Here is a 19,147-nt window from a genome sequence, read left to right as displayed (position 1 = left end):
CTTTATTACTGTATTTATTATTAATATAGAAATATATAAAGAAAATTGTGACGGATGAAAATTTGAATTATATAATATTACTTATTAAAATATTATTTTTTGAATATATACTTCTTATCCTCCATGAATTAACTCATTTTATTACATCTTTATTTTTAAAATTAAAATGCTCCTATATTTACATTATTCCTTTTAAAATATATAAGAACAAAAATAAAATAAAAATAACTTTTGTCAAATTTTATAAGCATAATATAACAAGCGAACTGCATTTTAATTCAATAAATATTACAAATAAGGAATCCTACAATAATCTTATTAAAAAATTAAGAATTTTCTTATTTTCAGGTCCAATATTTGACTTTATAATTTTTACTATTCTATTTTTAATTGGAATAATATATGTTCAATATTCTTATTTTGCTATAATAGCTTTATTACACTTTGGAATTTCAACTATCAATTTTTTTAACAGCGATGGTAAATATGCTATTGGAGCAAAGGAAGACAAAAGAATAGCTTTTGATTTAGTCAGAAATTTTACCCTATGTGCAAATGGATATGTAAATCCAGCTTCTAAAGAATTTTTAACAAAAATTCATAAGAAAATTTCTAATGAAATTGATTATAAAGAGTTTGATGTTAATAATCTATGGGATTTTTTAAATAATACTTCTTTTTATACGAACTCTATCTTAAGTTATTTTAATAATGACCTTTATGAGATAGATCAAAATTTTATTAAATTCTCTGAAATATTAATAAGAGACTTTGATAAAATAATAGAACTTGATTATAGGCAAGAAAAAAAGACTTCTCTTTTAATTGCTTACTATTTAATTTATAATAAACTTAATAAGTTAAATTATAGCTATGATAAAGAGTTATATAAAAAAATATATATAGGAGTTAATTCAGCATATTATCAAGCCCTTTTAAAATTATATTTTGATAAAAAAGATAAAAAAACAATTGAATATTTAAAAGATGAAAAAAATATGCCATTAGAATATAATTTTAAGCAAGGTTATAGTAAGCTATTATTCAATTTAATTAATTTACACAAAAATATTTAATTATAAGGAACTATCTCAAAATAAGGATAAATAATCTTATATTTTGAGATAGCTCCTTTTTATACAATAAATATATTTTATAAAAGATCTTTTACTTCCTTAAGCCAGTTCTTGGCTTCATTAACAGAATTCCAAGCAGCATCACCATATTTGATATAATTAATAGCTTCTTCTTCAGTTCCTAACTTTTCAAATTTATTATTATTCTTTTTGATTTTTCTTTGTTTTAATAATAATTCCACTACAAATGGATTTGTAGAATTCGCAACTCTTAAGTATCTCAAAGCTTCTTCTGTTTTTCCAATTTTATAAAGGTATAAAGCTTTAGTGAATCTAGTTGAAGATAAATAATCACCCTTATATTTGTCTAAAAGCATTTCTAATTCTTTATCCATATTTTCTTCAATTAACCATGACATTAAAAAAGATCGAACCATTAATGAATCCTTTGGAAAGACTTCAATTAAATCTAAAAATTCTTTAATAGCAGCTTGTTTTTCTTTCATATTCCAAAGTAAAATCCCTAATCTATATTTTGAACTAAAATATGTTCTAGTAAGATCAAAATCTAAAAAACTTTCTTTATGTCTTTCTAATATTTCTTCGTTAATATTATTTGCAGATAATTCTACTGCTTTTTGGGCCATTTCTTTTTGCTGCTTATCAGATAAAGAATTATCAAAAGATAAAATTATATAAGCCTCTGCACATCTTTCACTTATTTTTAAAGCCTCTCTAGCTAATTTTAATCTTTTATTAAAACTTTTAGTATTCCAAGCTTCATTAGCTAATTCATTAGCTTTTAATAGATTCTCATCAATTTTCAAATCAGCAGCAATTTCTTCGCAAACATCATTATCATTATTATTTTCCAGAAATTCTATTGACCATCTATCTTCCTTTAAGTCAATTGCATTTCTAATTTCCTTTGACTTAGATAAGCCAGTACTACTGCTTACATTAAATAATTCATATATTTGAGCAACTTTTATATTGCTATCTTTAAATAAGTTATTTCTAATACCAATTGCATGTACTATTCCACATGCCCAAGAACTTATCTTTCCCTTATTTATTCCATCATGCTTAATTTTTAATAACTCTTTACATAAATTCTCTGCAAGAAACAAATATCTTTCATCTAAAATATCTTTACATGTATCATTTATAACATTTATTATTTCTATTATTCTCTCACTATTATGTGTTTGTTGCATAAATTATGTCTCCTTATATCAATTTTAAAAGCATAATATATTATTATGATGGCCTACTCAAAAAAAAAGTGCCATTGGCACTTTTTTATATTAGTCTTCTAAATTTGCTATTAAAGTTGCAATTTCTTCAACAGCTTTAGCTTCGTCATCACCATTTGCAATAATAGTTATTTTAGCTCCCTTTGTAACTCCTAGCGAAAGAACACCAATTAAGCTTTTAACATTAGCCTTCTTTCCATTGTACTCAATACTTACATCTGATTTGAATGATGAAGCCTTTTTAACTAATAAAGTTGCTGGTCTAGCGTGTAAACCAGTTCCATTGTTAACAACAACGTCTTTAGATACCATTAAACACACCTCTTTATAAATATTTTAAATTGTTTACTTCTAACTTCTTAATTATATCTATTATTATAGAAAATTTCAAGTTATAATAATCTTATTCTGTAATATTATAGTATTTTAATTTACAAAAAGGACTATAAGCTAGTCCTTTTTAATCTTTTGAATAAAATAATTCCGCTATCTTGGCTGAACAATTAATTTTATAGCTGTTCTTTCTTCACCGTCTATTTGAATATCAGTAAAGGCTGGAACACAAACTATGTCCTTACCACTAGGAGCAACGAAGCCTCTTGCTATAGCTATTGCTTTAACAGCTTGATTTATAGCACCCGCTCCTACTGCTTGAATTTCTGCTATATTCTTTTCTTTAATGATTGCAGCTAACGCACCTGCAACTGAATTTGGATTTGATTTTGTTGAAACTTTTAATACTTCCACTTTGTCTTTACCTCCTAGATAAAAAATCGTTTACAATTTAATTTAAATATTATTTCATTCCCTATATTTATATTCTACATTCCAAATAAAAATCCTTTTTTTATTATAATTTTTTTATTATATTTTTTAATTTTTTAATAAAAAAATTAAAATGCACTTTGCTAAGCAAAATGCATTTATTTATTTAGCGTAATCTACCGCTCTTGTTTCTCTTATAACATTAATTTTAATTTGACCTGGATATTCTAGGTTTTGTTCTATATCCTTAGATAAATCTCTAGCTAATTCTACTATTCCAGCGTCATCTAATTGATCTGGTTTAACCATAATTCTTATCTCTCTACCAGCCTGAATTGCATATGATTTTTCTACACCTTCATAAGAATTTGCAATTTCTTCAAGCTTTTCTAATCTCTTAATATACGCTTCTAGGGTTTCTCTCCTTGCCCCTGGTCTTGCAGCTGATATAGCATCTGCTGCTTGAACTAATACAGCTTCTAGTGTTAACATTTCAACATCTCCATGATGGGCTGCAATTGCATTAGCTACAATAGGAGATTCTCCATATTTTTTAGCTAAATCGCCGCCAATTACAGCATGACGGCCTTCATCTTCTTTCGATGCTACTTTGCCAATATCATGTAATAGGCCAGCTCTCTTGGCTAAATTTACATCTAAACCAAGTTCCGAAGCCATAATACCGGCTAAATAGGCAACCTCAATTGAATGTTTTAACACATTTTGTCCGTAACTAGTTCTGTACTTTAGCCTACCAAGTAACTTAATGATTTCAGGATGAACTCCGTGCACTCCTACTTCAAGAGTTGCTTGTTCTCCTTCTTCTTTAATATCATTTTCAACATCCTTAGTAGCTCTTTCTACCATTTCCTCGATTCTAGCTGGGTGAATTCTTCCATCTACAATTAACTTTTCTAAGGCTATTTTAGCAATTTCTCTCCTTACAGGATCAAAACTTGATAAAATAACTGCTTCTGGAGTATCGTCTATAATTACATCTACTCCTGTTAATGTTTCTAGGGTTCTAATATTTCTACCTTCCCTACCTATAATTCTTCCCTTCATCTCATCATTTGGAAGGGCAACAACATGTACTGTTGATTCTGATACATGATCTGCTGCACATCTTTGAATTGCAGTAGTTATTATTTCTCTTGCTTTTTTCTCTGCTTCTTCTTTAGCTCTTGCTTCAATATCTTTAATCATCATAGCAGTTTCATGTGTTATCTCTCTTTTTACTTCACTTAAAAGAATTTCTTTAGCTTCCTCAGAAGTTAATGCTGATATTCTTTCAAGTTCTTCTCTTCTCTTAGCGTAAAGTTCTTGAACGCTTGCTTCCAGATCATTGATTTCTTGTAACCTTTTATTTAAAGATTCTTCTTTCTTTTCTAAAAAATCACTTTTCTTATCTAATGATTCTTCTCTTTGAATTATTCTTCTTTCAAGCCTTTGGACTTCATTTCTTCTTTCTCGACATTCTTTATCAAGATCATTTCTTAATTTATGAACTTCTTCTTTTGCCTCTAAAATTGATTCTTTCTTTATTGCTTCAGCTTCTTTTTTAGCATTTTCTAAAATTTCGAAAGCTTCTCTTTCTAAACTTTCAATCTTCTTTTTAGATGCACTCTTTATAGCGTTATAAAGTATTAAGCATATAACTGCTAATACTATAATTCCAACTATAATTTTAATAAGAATTTCCATATAAAACACCTCCTCCATTTAATAAACAATTTGTTTAATGAAAATGTAGAGGTATCATAATTAATCTAACTGATATTTGAAATAGGATAAACCAGTATTTGTTATTATTTTATCTTAATTTTAAAATTATGTCAAGTTTAGTTGAATATTTTCCATAACATCGTTTTCATTTTATCAATGTATAAATAGCCCATCAAAAAATAGCCGATGAAATTGCACACCGACTATTATTATACACATAATTACCAAGTTTATTCAATAAATAGGAAAAATTATTCTGCCTTTTTTTCTTTATCTTCTTTTGCTTCTATTGAAACTTTAGCCAATGGAAGATTATATTTTTCTCTAATTTGATTTTCAATTTCTAATGCTAATTCTGGATTGTCTTTCAAATATTGTTTCGCATTTTCTCTTCCTTGACCTAATCTTACATCCCCATAAGAGAACCAAGCACCGCTTTTTTGTACAATACCTTCCTTAACTCCAACATCTACAATATTGCCTGTTCTTGATATTCCTTCATTATACATAATATCAAATTCAGCTTGTTTGAACGGAGGAGCAACCTTATTTTTCATTACCTTAACTCTTGTTCTGTTTCCTATAATATTTTCACCTTGTTTTATAGAATCAGTTTTTCTAACATCTAATCTAACAGAAGCATAGAATTTTAAAGCTCTACCACCTGTAGTAGTTTCAGGGTTCCCAAACATGATACCAACCTTTTCTCTTAATTGGTTAATAAAAATAGCTATACATCCTGTTTTTTGTATTGCACCAGTTAATTTTCTTAAAGCTTGAGACATTAACCTTGCTTGAAGTCCAACATGAGAATCTCCCATTTCCCCTTCTATTTCAGCCCTTGGAACTAATGCTGCAACAGAGTCAATAACTATTACATCAATTGCACCAGATCTAACTAACGCTTCTGTAATTTCTAATGCCTGTTCCCCAGTATCAGGTTGTGATACTATAAGGTTATCAATATCAACTCCTAAATTCTTAGCATAATTTGGATCTAAAGCATGTTCTGCATCTATAAAAGCAACTGCTCCTCCTTGCTTTTGTGCTTCTGCCGCAACATGAAGAGCAACTGTTGTTTTTCCTGAACTTTCTGGTCCAAATATTTCTATAATTCTACCTCTTGGAAGTCCACCTATCCCTAAAGCTATATCTAAATCAAGACATCCTGTTGAAATAGTATCAATATTTAATGTACTATTTTCTCCCAACTTCATTACTGAACCCTTACCAAATTGTTTTTCAATTTGGGACATTGCATTTTCTATGGCTTTTAACTTATCTATATTTATATTTCCCATATAGCACCTTCCTCTCCAAACGAACATTTGTTCTATGTATTTATTATAATTTATTTTTTTTATATAGTCAATATTTATATAATATTATTTATATAAAAAGCTCCAACTTTATTAGATGGAACTTTATTATTAATTATATCCTTTTTTTTATTCAGATAAACAGTTTAGTAATAAACTATTAAAAACTTTATTACTTGTTACTATTTACTACATTTTTATTTTTTACAAAATAATCAATTCCTGAAATTATTGTAATTATAACTGCCAATATTAAAATATATTTTGAACCATACATAATTATATAATTTAGAATTTGATTTTGAGTAACTGATGTGTATAAATAATCAACTGATTCAATATTTACTCTAAATAAGCATAGTAAAATAGCAATTATTTGTGTAACAGTTTTAACTTTTCCCCAAATACTAGCTGCAATGACCTTTCCTTCTGATGCAGCAATTGTTCTTAATCCTGAAACAGCAAATTCTCTTGCTATTATTACAACTGCTGCCCAAGCTGGAATTATCTTTAATTCTACTAATGATATTAATGCTGCTGTAACTAAAAGTTTATCTGCTAAGGGATCCATAAATTTACCGAAAGTTGTTATTTGATTTCTATTTCTTGCTATATAGCCATCCAGCTGATCTGTGACAGATGCTATAACAAATATTATGGTAGCAATAAATGTTCCATAAGGAATATCTTTAACAGCTATAAAAACCAAAAAAACTGGAACTAATATAATTCTAAGCATTGTAAGCTTATTTGCTAAATTCATTATATATCTCTCCTATTAAATCATAATCTAGAATTTTATTTATCTTAACCTTAACTATATCACCTTTATTAAGGGCTTTTTCAGTTTCTACAAGTATGTTTCCATCAATTTCTGGAGCCATCTCAGTGCTTCTTCCTATGAAATATTTTCCTTTTCTTCCTTCAATAATAGTATCATAAATTTTTGAAATTTTCAATTTATTTAGATTTACTACAACCTCTTTCTGTATTTCCATAAGTCTGTTGTATCTTTCAACTTTTACTTTTTCTGGAACATGATTATTCATTTCTGCTGCCGGAGTTCCCTCTTCCTTAGAATATGTAAATACTCCAACATTGTCTAATTTATACTCCTTCAAAAATTCTTCTAATTCTTTAAAATCTTCCTCAGTTTCGTTAGGGAAACCTACAATTAGAGAGGTTCTTAATACTATATTAGGTATTCTTTCTCTTAACTTATTTATAATAGCTATTACTTTTTCTTTATTTGTCTTTCTAGCCATCATTCTTAAAATTTTACTACTTATATGTTGTATAGGTAGATCCAAGTATTTTACTACTTTTTCATTATTTGCTATCTCCTCTATTAATTCATCTGTAATTTCTTCTGGATAGCAATAAAGAAGTCTAATCCATTGAACACCTTCTACCTTTGATATTTCATTGATTAAAATATGAAGTCTTTTACCATTATAAATATCAGTTCCATAATTTGTCAAATCCTGTGCAATTAATATTATTTCCTTAACTCCATTTTCAGCTAACTGTTTTACTTCCTTTATTATGGATTCTATACTCCTACTTCTAAATTTTCCCCTTATTTTGGGAATTATACAGTAAGTACAATGATTATCACAGCCTTCTGCTATTCTTACATAGGCTAAATGCTTATCTGTTGTTAATAACCTTTCTCCCTCATTTATGTTTTCATCACTATAATTTGCTGAAAGTATATTTCTTTCTCCTTTTATAAAGTCCAATATAAGTTTGTGTATCTTCATATAATCATTAACACCCATAAGGATGTCTATCTCTGGCATTAACTTTAATAGCTCTTCTCCATATCTTTGAGTCAAGCAGCCAGTTGCAATAAGCATTTTACATTTATAATTTTTCTTATATTCCGCCATTTCTAATATAGTATTAATAGATTCCTGCTTAGCACTTTCGATAAATCCACAAGTATTAATTATTATAATGTCTGCTTCCTTCGGATCATTAGTAATTTCATAAAATTTATTAATTGTTCCTAATATAAGCTCTGAATCAACTCTGTTTTTATCACAGCCCAAGCTTATCATTCCAACTTTATATTTTTCCAAATTTCTTCCTCCTAAGTTTTAATTTATAACATATTTATTTTAATGGAGAAAAAATGCATTTACAATATTTTTATTATAAATCCAGTTCTTCTCTTGAAATTAATACTTGCCTTGGCTTACTTCCATCTTTTTCTGAAATAATTCCTCTTACCTCTAATTCATCCATTATTCTAGAAGCTCTATTAAAACCTATTCTCAATTTTCTTTGCAGGAAAGATGTAGATGCCTGATTATATTCAACTACAATTTTTATTGCTTCCTCTAACAGCTCATCTGCTCCCTCTTCTTCAGCTTTCTTACCTTCTTCCTTTACACCCATTTCAATATGCTCTAGTATTTCTTCTTCATAATCAGCCTTAATACTATCTTCCTCTTTTATAAAATTAACTACCTTTTCAACTTCTTCTTCTGAAATAAAAGCACCTTGAACTCTTAATGCTTTATTTTCCCCTAAAGGACTATACAGCATATCTCCTCTTCCTAAAAGTTTTTCTGCTCCGACATGATCTAAAATTGTTCTGGAATCTATTCCTGATGAAACAGCAAAGGATATTCTAGATGGAATATTTGCTTTAATAACACCAGTTATAATATCAACAGAAGGTCTTTGAGTTGCAATTATTAAGTGCATTCCTGCTGCCCTTGCCATTTGTGCAAGTCTACAAATATAGTCTTCTACATCATTTGGACACGCCATCATTAAGTCTGCAAGCTCGTCAACTATTATTACTATATATGGAAGTTTTTCTTCTACTATCCCCTTATCAGCTAAAGCATTATAACCTTCAATATTCCTTACTGAAGATTGAGCAAATAATTTATATCTCTTATTCATTTCATTTACTGCCCAGTTTAATGCTGCTGCCGCCTTTTTAGGATCAGTTACAACAGGTATTAATAAATGTGGAATTCCATTATATACACTAAGTTCAACTACTTTTGGATCCACAAGTAATAATCTTACTTCTTTTGGACTATATTTATATAATAAACTAACTATTAAAGAATTAATACAAACTGATTTTCCTGAGCCTGTAGCACCTGCAACCAACATATGAGGCATCTTAGCCAGATCCCCTACCACACATTTCCCTGCTATATCCTTTCCTAAGGCAAAGGCAAGTTTATGATTAGAATTTTTAAACTCTTTTGAATCTAAAACTTCTCTTAAGAGTACAGGTGTCTGTTTTTTATTAGGAACTTCAATTCCTATAGCAGCCTTTCCTGGTATTGGAGCTTCCATTCTTACTCCGCTGGCTGCTAGGCCTAAAGCAATATCATCCTGAAGATTTACTATCTTTGAAACCTTAACTCCTGGACTAGGCTGTATTTCAAATCTTGTGACTGAAGGCCCCTTTGTTACCTGAACTACTTTAGCATCCACTCCAAAATCATTTAATATTCCTTCAAGCTTTCCAGCACTCTCTATTAATTCCTTTTTATCTTCACTTTTTAACTTCATTTTCGAATTAATATTTAATAAGTCAACTGAAGGATGTATATATTCTTTTACTTCTACTTTATCTTTATTTAAGTGATTTTCAATTTCTTTATTTATTACTTCCTTTACATCATTAGAAAGCTTTTCTTTTTTGAATACTTTTTCTTCAATCACTACTTCTTTATCAGCTTTATTATCACTAATCATTTCTTCATCATAAACTTCTATATTAAAAGGATTATCAGTTTTACTAGAATTATCTTCCTTTATATCATCTAATGAAGAATTTTTCATAAAATCTAATATTTTTATTTTATTATTAATTCCATTTATGAATTCTTCCCTTTCTTTTACTTCTGGAACAACTTCAACTAAAGAAGACTTTTTAGAGCTTTCCTTAGAATGCTGCTTTTCTTCTTTCTTAATCTTCTTTTTAGTAAACTTTTTACTATTTATTTTTTCTTTTAGACACATAATAATATCGTATAAAGTTATATTCATTATTAAAGTTGAACCAATAGCCCAAACTGAAAAATATAGTATATAAGAACCTGGAAAACCTATTAGCTTAAATAAAGGATATGCTATTAAATGTCCTAAAAATCCTCCATTTATTCCATCTTCAAAAACAATTAAATCCCAAGTTTCTTTGAAACCTTCTATTCCTTTTAAAATATGAATACTTGCTGTAGCACAGCCTAAGGTTATTGCTATTATTATTAATGTAATTCCAAAAATTCTTCTTGATATTTTAATACTTCCTTTGGATATTATTACATTATATCCAAAGTATATTAAGTATAATGGTAAAACATATGCGCTTATACCAATCAATCTATATATTATTTGTCTTGAAATTACCGATAAGCTTCCTGCTAAGCTTGTATAAATAGCAATTCCTGATAATAATCCTGATGCAATATATACTATTCCTTTAATATCGCCATTTTCACTTTTCTTCTTTTCTTCTTTTTTAACTGTTTTTTTCCCTTTACTTCTAGGCACTAAATCACCTCTTACGCATATTTTCCAATTTTACATATACATAATAATATTATAAACTTTATAAGAAAAAAAGCAATTTAAATAACTTATATTATTTAAATTGCTTTCTTTTTATTATTTATTATTTTCCTTCTCTTCAATTAATTCTTTTAATTTATTTAAAGCATCATTTATTCCTCCAACTTCGTCTATTAAACCACATTGCACAGCCTGTTCACCAATTAAAATTGTTCCCATATCATTTAATAATTCATCAGATCTTAACATCATTTCTTTTAATTTTGCTTTTTCTATTTTTGATGTTCTTACTATGAAATTATCAATTCTTTCCTGCATTTTTTGAAAATATTCAAAGGTTTGAGAAACCCCAATCACAAAACCATTCATTCTAATTGGATGAACAATCATTGTAGCTGAAGGAGTTATAAAGGAATAATTAGATGATGTAGCAAGAGGTACTCCTATTGAATGACCTCCACCAATTACTATAGATACTGTTGGCTTTGATAAAGAATTTATCATCTCAGCAATAGCTAAACCTGCTTCAACATCACCACCAACTGTATTTAATACAATTAATACTCCTTTAACTTTTTCATTTCTTTCAAAGGAAATTAACTGAGGAATAACATGTTCATATTTTGTAGCTTTAGCCTGAGCTGGAAGGACTTGATGTCCTTCTATTTGTCCTATTATAGGTAATACTTGAATAGATTCGTCTTCACTTTCATTTGCAGTACCAAATTCCTTTATTTCTTGAAATTTTTCCTTTAGCTCCTCATTCTCTTCCTTTGTATCTTTATTCCCATTTTCATTAATTAAAGTAATATCTTTATCATATATTGTACTATTTTTGCTTATTCCTAAAACTTCATTTTCTTTATTATTTTTAAGTTTTAAAATCCCAAATCTTTTCATAGCAAATCCTCCTATACAGTTCTATTTTGTACAGGAGGATGTATTTTATTCATTAAACAGAAAAACTTCATGAAGTAAATTTAATGCCTTCTCTAAATTTCTATTATCAATTAAAATCCAAATTGTCATATTTGAATCGGCTGTTTGAAGTATTTCTATATTTTCTTTTCTCAAAGTATTAATTATTTTAGCCATTATTCCAGGAACACCAATCATTCCAATTCCAACTATTGCAATTTTACAACAATTATCTTTTACTTCATATTTTATATTTAATTCCCTTAATAAATCTTCTAAAATTAATTTTTCTTTTAAATCGATAGTAAAAATCTGTTCAGTAGGAAAGATATTTATTAAGTCCAAACTTATATTTTTTTGCGCAATTTTATCTAATAAAGTTCTATAATTTCTATTATTATTTTCATTTAGCTTTACAGTTATCTGAACTCTATCCTTTAAATGAGTAATTCCTGTAATGTGTTTATCATTAGTAGAAAATATTTTATTATTAATTAAAGTTCCCTCTGAATCCTTCATTGTATTTTTTATATAAATAGGAATATTAGACTCTTTAGCAAAATTAACTGCTTTAGGATGAATTACTTTTGCTCCTTGATTAGCTAATTGAAATACTTCTTCATAACTAATGTTTTGAATTAAATTAGCTTTTTCTACTATTCTTGGATCAGCAGTCATCATACCATCTACATCCGTATATATTTCTATGCCTTCAGCTTTAAGATAAGCCCCTAATATGCAGGCTGAAGTATCACTTCCACCTCTTCCAAGAGTAGTAAAATAGCCTTTTTCAGTAATACCTTGAAATCCTGCAACAACAGGAACAATACCCTCTTTTATAAGTTCCCTTAAATTATGAGTATTTACATAAGTTACATTAGCTTCAGTGAATTTATCATCTGTTATTATACCTGCTTGACCACCAGTAAGTGGAGTAGCATTAATTCCTGCATTAATTAATGCATTGCTCATTATAACTGTACTTATTATTTCTCCACAGCACATAAGCATATCAGTTCCTTGTAGGTTACCCTTTTTATAATTATCATCAATAAGTGAAAGAAGAGTATCAGTAGCATAAGGATCTCCTGCTCTTCCTATGGCAGAAACAACCACTACAGGAGAATAGCCTTCTTTTATTGCTTTCTTAACTTTAGCTACTACTTGATTTCTTCTTTCTTCAGTAGATACAGAAGTACCACCAAACTTTTGAATAATTATTTTCAAGTAATAACCCCCTACAAAATTCTATGCTCTTGTTCTTTTTATCTTACTCCTATCCGCTGAAACTACTATAACATTTGCTCCTATTTTAGTTACAAAATCCCATGGTATTTCCACATATTCTTTACTACCAAAGAATCCGAATTTACTGCCATAAACAGCAGCTACAATATATCTCAAGTTTCCTTTTTCATCTATAATAAAGTCTAAATCATGCTGAGTATCATATTTTTCTGCCTCTTCAGTATTAAAAATCTCATAAGTCTCTAATTCACTAAGCAGTCTATATTTATTTTCTTCATTAAATTCTTCATGATAATAATCACTTTTTTTTCTATCTCCTCTTAACATAAGATCCACCTCCACTTTACTCTTATTGTAAATCTTATGATAATAGGAGTTCTTTTATTACATAATATTATTATACTTTTTGTGAATTTAAGATTTTAAAAGCATTTATATTAGGTTCTATACTATTATTTAACTTTTCAAAATCAACATCAGGACCTACATAAGCTGTGCTTATTATGCCTGGTTTAAAGCAAGTATCTAATACATAATTTATGTCGTCATTATTTATAGTGTTAATTTTTTCTATAACTTCTTCTTGAGTTTTTATTTTACTTTGTAATAATAAGGATTTAGCATTTGCAAACATTCTTGAAGATGTACTTTCTAAACCTAAAATATAGCCGGCTTTAATTTTCTCCTTATTTATTTCTAATTGTTCTTTCGTTATTCCATTTTTTACAAAATCATTAAGTTCTTTATTTATTGCATCTAAAGCCTTTTCTGCATATTGCTTGCTTACTCCAGTATAAATATTATTTACTCCTACTCCTAAATAGGGTTGAGCATAAGAATAAATTGAATAGCAAAGACCTAATTCTTCTCTGACCTTTTGAAATAGTCTTGAAGAAGCTCCACCACCAAAAATATTATTTAAAAGCAATAAAGCATAGGATTTATCATCAGCATATGGCAATCCTTTTAATGCCAAATTTATATGAAGCTGCTCTATAGGTTTATTTGTATACATAGTTCCATTTATTATTTCTGGTTCTTCATAAAATGGCCTATACTCATCTTCAGACTTCCATCCGCCAAATTTCTCTTCAAGGATTTTTTTTAATTCCTTTTCATCAAATTTTCCACATATAGATACGACAGAATTATTAGGTGCATAATGACTTCTTACAAAGCTTTTAAGTTTATTTTGATTAAAAGATTTTATATTATCACTAGTTCCAAGGATTGGATAAGATAATGGATTATCTCCAAACATTGCCTTTGCTTGAATATCACTTAAGACATCTTCTGGACTATCTTCACTCATATTAATTTCTTCTATTACTACTCCTTGTTCTTTCCTTATTTCTTCCTCATCAAACTTTGAATTTATAAGCATATCAGCTAATATATCAATCGCTAAATTTACATGGGTATTTAATGCTTTAATATAATAACAAGTTACTTCTTTACTTGTATAAGCATTAATCTGTCCTCCTACATTTTCAATTTCCTCTACTATTTCCTTTGAATTTCTTTTTTCTGTTCCTTTAAAAAACATATGTTCAATAAAATGAGAAATGCCATTCACTATTAAATCTTCATTTCTTGAACCATTTTGAACCATTACGCCTACGCTAATTGAATTTACATGTTCTATGTACTCTGTGACTATTCTAAGTCCATTATTTAATTTATAGATGTTATACATAATACCTCCTCATATCATTAATAATAAACTTCAATTAATTTTACTATTATTGAAGTTTTTATATTAAGATTATTTATGATTATAGTTATATTTTAAATAATTTACAACAAAATATCCTAAATATTAATTATATTCTATATTATTAATAATCCTAAAAAATAAAAAAAGGCAATAAATTGCCCTTTAATACTACTTTTATTGATTGTCTTTATTATCCTTAACCTGCTCTAATAAAGCATCTTTTCTAGAAAGATTTATTCTTCCTTGACTGTCTATATCAGTTACCTTAACCAAGATTTCATCACCAATAGAAACTACATCTTCAACCTTATTTACTCTTTCTTTATCTAATTTTGATATATGGCATAAGCCTTCTTTATTAGGAAGTATTTCAACAAAAGCTCCAAAAGGAGTTGTTTTTATAACCTTACCTAGATAAATTTCTCCTGATTTTACTTCTTTAGTTAAACCTTCTATAATTGATATAGCTCTATTTACACCTTCATGATTTGTTGAAGAAACAAATACTGTTCCATCTTCTTTAATATCTATCTTAACTCCAGTTTCTTCAATAATCTTATTAATAACTTTTCCACCTGTACCAATAACATCTCTAATCTTTTCAGGATTAATATTAATAACGGATGTCTTTGGTGCATATTTAGAAATTTCTTTTCTTGGTTCTGGAATACATTCTTTAATTTTTTCAATTATTTGAAGTCTTGCCTTTCTTGCACCATATATAGCATCATGAATTACTTTAAAGCTTAGGCCTTTAATTTTAGTATCAACTTGTATTGAAGTTATTCCGACCTCTGTACCAGCTACTTTAAAGTCCATATCTGCAAAGAAATCTTCAAGTCCTTGAATATCTGTTAATACTTCTTCTCTTGATAAATCTTCTGAAGTTATAAGTCCCATTGCAATACCAGCTGCCGGTCTTTTAATTGGAACACCTGCATCTAATAACGCTAGAGTACTTCCACAAACTGCAGCTTGTGATGTTGATCCATTTGAACTTAAAACTTCTGAAACTAATCTTATTGTATAAGGGAATTCCTCTTCAGATGGTATAAGTGGTTCTAATGCCCTTTCAGCTAAAGCACCATGACCTATTTCTCTTCTTCCTGGTCCTCTTAGCGGCTTCACTTCTCCTACGGAATATCCAGGGAAGTTATAATGATGCATATATCTCTTAGATTCTTCTTCACCTATGCCATCAATTATTTGAATATCACCAACTGCACCTAAAGTTGCAACAGTCATTACTTGAGTTAATCCTCTTGTAAAGATACCAGTTCCATGGGTTCTTGGTAAAACTCCTACTTCACAGCTAATTGGTCTTATTTCATCAAAAGCTCTTCCATCTGGTCTTCTATGATGATTTAGAAGCATGTCTCTAACAACTTCTTTTTGCAGATTATATAATATTTCTTTAATATCAGCTATATTATCTGGATATTTTTCTTCAAATTCAGCATAAACCTTTTCAGTTAACTCATCTACTGCCTTATTTCTTTCATCCTTATCTGTAATCCACATAGCTTCTTTTATCATTTCGCCAGCAAATTCAGTAATTTCTTTTTCTAGATCTTTATTTGGTTCATATAATTCTGGAACTATTTTTTCTTTACCAAACTTAGCTACTGCTTCTTCTTGGAATTTAATAATATCTTGACAAGCATCAAAGCCAAATTTTATAGCTTCAATCATAACATCTTCTGGAATTTCATTTCCACCAGCCTCAATCATCATTACTCTATCTTTTGTTGCACAAACTGTTAAATGAAGATCGCTTTCTTCTCTTTCGCTTGAGGTTGGATTTATAATGAATTTTCCATTTACTAATCCTACTTGAACTGCTCCTACAGGTGTTGAGAAAGGAATACTTGATAAGCATAATGCTAAAGACGCTGCATTAATTGCTAAAATTTCTGGCAAATTATCTTTTTCTACTGATACCACCGTACAAACTACTTGCACATCATTTCTATATCCCTTTGGAAATAGTGGTCTTAAAGGTCTGTCTACAGCTCTTCCGTGCAATATTGCATTTTCGGAAGGCCTGCCTTCCCTTTTTATAAATCCTCCAGGAATTTTTCCTACTGAATAAAGTTTTTCTTCATACTCAACACTTAATGGGAAAAAATCTATACCTTCCCTTGGTTTTTCTGAAGCATTAACATTAGTTAAAATAACTGTATCACCATAGCTAATAAATGCTGCTAAATTTGATAACATTCCAATATTACCAAATTCTAATTTTAATTCTCTTCCAGCAATATTAGTTTTTAATACATTTTTCATTAAGCAACCTCCTTTCGGTCCTCTTACAGTTTTTAAAATAATTAAAATAATAGAGCGGCTTAAAAACCGCTCTAAAGACTATCTTCTTAAGCCTAATCTTTTTACTATAGATCTATATCTTTCGATATCTTGATCTGCTAAATAGTTTAGAAGACCTCTTCTTTGTCCAACCATCATTAAAAGACCTCTTCTTGAGTGGTGGTCTTTTTTATGTTGCTTTAAGTGTTCAGTTAAAGCATTGATTCTTTCAGTTAATAAAGCAATTTGTACTTCTGGTGAACCAGTATCTCCTTCATGTCTTCCAAATTCTTTGATTATTTCTTGCTTTCTTATTGCGTCCATTTATCGCACCTCCATAATAATTATCCCCTAAATCCATGAAATGAGACAGCACCCTCATATCTTAGAATTAGGTTCTCCATTTGATATTATAACAAATGATATTTATATTGTAAATTATAAATTTACATAATTTTTATTTCTATATTCCTAGATTTAGCATAAGCTTCATCTTTTTTGAGCTGGTTTATAAGTTCATCTAAACTATTAAATTTTATTTCATCTCTCATTCTATTAATAAAATATAACCTAATTTCTTTACCATATATTGTTTCTTCAAAATCTAAAATAAAGGTTTCTATAGTTAATTCTTTCCCATTTACTGTAGGATTATTCCCAACAGAAGTTATTCCCTTATAAATTTTATTATTAAATTCTACATTAGTATAATATACTCCCTTTTTAGGAATAATATTTTCATGATTTACCTTTAAATTAGCAGTAGGAAAACCAATAGTTCTTCCTAACTTTTTGCCATGAATGATTTCCCCTTTAATTGAATAATATCTTGATAGCATTTTAGAAGCTTCATCAACTTCTCCCTCAGATATTGCCTTTCTTATTCTACTACTGCTTATTACATCATCTTTATAAGTATAAGGTTCCATAACAAATAATTCATAACCATATTTATCCTTTAGAGCTTCTAATAGCTTTATATCTCCTAGATTTTTATATCCAAACCTAAAATTAAATCCAACAACAATTCCCTTAATATTATATCTTTCACAAAGCATCCTAATAAAATCTTCAGGCTGAATATGCATAAATTCTTTTGTAAATTCTTTTAATATTACAATATCAATTCCTTCTTGTTCCAAACATTTTATCTTACTTTCTAAATCCATAATTAACTTTGGAACCTTATCTGGATTAATTAAAGTTTTTGGATGATTTTTATATGTAAATACTATACTATTTCCATTATTTTTTTTAGAAATCTCAACTGTCTTCCTTAGAAGGGATAAATGTCCATAATGAAGACCATCAAAACTTCCTAATGCAACATAATTAGGCTTTTCCTTATCTTCTATATTAATATCATCATCAACTATTTTCATAATATCCCCCTAAATAATAAGTAATTTTTCAATTTTAAACCCCTTACCATCAGCCTTTCCAAGACCAATAAATTTTTTATTTTCATCATATACTCTATATAGCTTACCAATTTCCACCTTACTCTTAGTAAGTCTTTTATCAAAAACTTTAACACCATTTATCAATAGCTTTGAAAATTTATTTGATATAATAAGCTTATCATAAGAAGATAAAGCTTCATCTATACTAATAAGATAGTCTTTTATATTTTCGGAAGTTAAACAGTCAATATTTATGGCTCCTTCCTCTGAAAAATTTGAAGTTCTAGTCCTTTTAAGCTCTGTCATTGTAGCTCCAACTTCTAATTTTCCTCCAATATCATAGCAGAGACTTCTTATATATGTTCCCTTTGAACACCTTACCTTCATTTTTACATAGGGGTTATTAATTACAATGTTAGTAATTTCTTTGATATTTACAAGCCTTCCTTCTCTAGGAACTTCAATTCCCTGTCTAGCTAATTCATAAAGCCTTACTCCATTTTGTTTTAGAGCAGAATACATTGGTGGAATTTGATAATACTCCCCAATAAAAGAATTAATAACTTCTTCTATTTTCTTATTTTCTAAAGTTGATGTATCTTTTTCTTCAATTACTTCTCCCTCTAAATCATAAGTTGTTGTTTTTATTCCTAGTTTAAACTCAACTTCATAGACCTTATCAGAATTCATAATATAATCTATTATTTTAGTTGCTTTTCCAATACAAATTGGTAATACTCCACAAGCTTCTGGATCAAGAGTACCTGTATGACCTACTTTTCCTGTAGCTGCTATCTTTTTTACTTTTCTTACTACATCAAAAGAGGTCATACCTTTATTTTTATAAACATTAATTACTCCATCCATT

At 28.5% G+C, this 19,147-nt stretch carries 17 protein-coding genes; 1 reads left to right on the top strand and 16 read right to left on the bottom strand.

Annotated features, from left to right (window positions below; translation table 11 throughout):
* Positions 1-62 precede the first annotated feature (62 nt).
* Positions 63-1,076, top strand: a complete 1,014-nt coding sequence (locus tag KQI16_RS10575) for a site-2 protease family protein (protein WP_216434264.1) — start codon at positions 63-65, stop codon at positions 1,074-1,076.
* Between the two features lie 77 nt (positions 1,077-1,153).
* On the opposite strand, the gene KQI16_RS10570 is transcribed toward KQI16_RS10575, so the two are convergent.
* The 16 genes from KQI16_RS10570 to truB all read right to left on the bottom strand — a co-directional run bounded on the left by KQI16_RS10570 (position 1,154) and on the right by truB (position 19,146).
* Complete coding sequence (locus KQI16_RS10570; protein WP_216434262.1) at positions 1,154-2,293, bottom strand: DUF6398 domain-containing protein; 1,140 nt, start codon at positions 2,291-2,293, stop codon at positions 1,154-1,156.
* A 90-nt stretch (positions 2,294-2,383) separates the two neighbouring features.
* Positions 2,384-2,644, bottom strand: coding sequence for an HPr family phosphocarrier protein (locus KQI16_RS10565; protein ID WP_119865040.1), 261 nt, complete (start codon positions 2,642-2,644; stop codon positions 2,384-2,386).
* 174 nt (positions 2,645-2,818) lie between these two features.
* Positions 2,819-3,079, bottom strand: a complete 261-nt coding sequence (locus KQI16_RS10560; protein WP_009169189.1) for a stage V sporulation protein S — start codon at positions 3,077-3,079, stop codon at positions 2,819-2,821.
* Positions 3,080-3,259: 180 nt separating this feature from the next.
* A complete protein-coding gene (rny, locus tag KQI16_RS10555; RefSeq protein ID WP_216434260.1) occupies positions 3,260-4,801 on the bottom strand; it encodes a ribonuclease Y in 1,542 nt (513 codons plus the stop codon).
* A 272-nt stretch (positions 4,802-5,073) separates the two neighbouring features.
* Complete coding sequence (gene recA / locus KQI16_RS10550) at positions 5,074-6,123, bottom strand: recombinase RecA (RefSeq protein WP_216434258.1); 1,050 nt, start codon at positions 6,121-6,123, stop codon at positions 5,074-5,076.
* A gap of 190 nt (positions 6,124-6,313) precedes the next feature.
* Complete coding sequence (gene pgsA / locus KQI16_RS10545; RefSeq protein WP_216434257.1) at positions 6,314-6,904, bottom strand: CDP-diacylglycerol--glycerol-3-phosphate 3-phosphatidyltransferase; 591 nt, start codon at positions 6,902-6,904, stop codon at positions 6,314-6,316.
* The gene (rimO, locus tag KQI16_RS10540) at positions 6,888-8,225 is read right to left on the bottom strand and encodes a 30S ribosomal protein S12 methylthiotransferase RimO (protein WP_216434255.1); all 1,338 of its coding nucleotides are present in this window, start codon (positions 8,223-8,225) and stop codon (positions 6,888-6,890) included. Before rimO ends, pgsA begins: the two co-directional genes overlap by 17 nt.
* Positions 8,226-8,298: 73 nt before the next feature.
* Positions 8,299-10,671, bottom strand: a complete 2,373-nt coding sequence (locus tag KQI16_RS10535; RefSeq protein ID WP_216434253.1) for an FtsK/SpoIIIE family DNA translocase — start codon at positions 10,669-10,671, stop codon at positions 8,299-8,301.
* 114 nt (positions 10,672-10,785) lie between these two features.
* Positions 10,786-11,589 carry a ClpP family protease gene (locus KQI16_RS10530; RefSeq protein WP_216434250.1) on the bottom strand — a complete coding sequence of 268 codons (804 nt, stop codon included), beginning with the start codon at positions 11,587-11,589 and terminating at the stop codon, positions 10,786-10,788.
* Positions 11,590-11,634: 45 nt separating this feature from the next.
* Positions 11,635-12,834 carry an aspartate kinase gene (dapG, locus tag KQI16_RS10525; RefSeq protein ID WP_216434248.1) on the bottom strand — a complete coding sequence of 400 codons (1,200 nt, stop codon included), beginning with the start codon at positions 12,832-12,834 and terminating at the stop codon, positions 11,635-11,637.
* Between the two features lie 21 nt (positions 12,835-12,855).
* Complete coding sequence (locus tag KQI16_RS10520; RefSeq protein ID WP_216434247.1) at positions 12,856-13,182, bottom strand: YlmC/YmxH family sporulation protein; 327 nt, start codon at positions 13,180-13,182, stop codon at positions 12,856-12,858.
* A 70-nt stretch (positions 13,183-13,252) separates the two neighbouring features.
* Positions 13,253-14,551, bottom strand: a complete 1,299-nt coding sequence (locus tag KQI16_RS10515) for a M16 family metallopeptidase (RefSeq protein WP_216434245.1) — start codon at positions 14,549-14,551, stop codon at positions 13,253-13,255.
* Positions 14,552-14,746: 195 nt separating this feature from the next.
* Positions 14,747-16,858 (bottom strand): polyribonucleotide nucleotidyltransferase, encoded by a 2,112-nt coding sequence (locus KQI16_RS10510; protein ID WP_216434243.1) that lies wholly within the window; start codon positions 16,856-16,858, stop codon positions 14,747-14,749.
* Positions 16,859-16,936: 78 nt separating this feature from the next.
* Positions 16,937-17,200, bottom strand: a complete 264-nt coding sequence (gene rpsO / locus KQI16_RS10505; RefSeq protein ID WP_216434241.1) for a 30S ribosomal protein S15 — start codon at positions 17,198-17,200, stop codon at positions 16,937-16,939.
* 122 nt (positions 17,201-17,322) lie between these two features.
* Entirely contained in the window at positions 17,323-18,258 is a 936-nt protein-coding gene (locus KQI16_RS10500) for a bifunctional riboflavin kinase/FAD synthetase (RefSeq protein ID WP_216434239.1), read from the bottom strand.
* Positions 18,259-18,267: 9 nt separating this feature from the next.
* Positions 18,268-19,146 carry a tRNA pseudouridine(55) synthase TruB gene (gene truB, locus KQI16_RS10495; RefSeq protein ID WP_216434237.1) on the bottom strand — a complete coding sequence of 293 codons (879 nt, stop codon included), beginning with the start codon at positions 19,144-19,146 and terminating at the stop codon, positions 18,268-18,270.
* Between the last annotated feature and the right edge of the window lies 1 nt (position 19,147).

This window comes from Caproiciproducens sp. MSJ-32 (assembly GCF_018918055.1).
Taxonomy (GTDB): Bacteria; Bacillota; Clostridia; order Clostridiales; family Clostridiaceae; genus Clostridium.
Note: the sequence above shows the minus strand (reverse complement) of the source record. Positions and strands in the feature narration are given on the sequence as shown.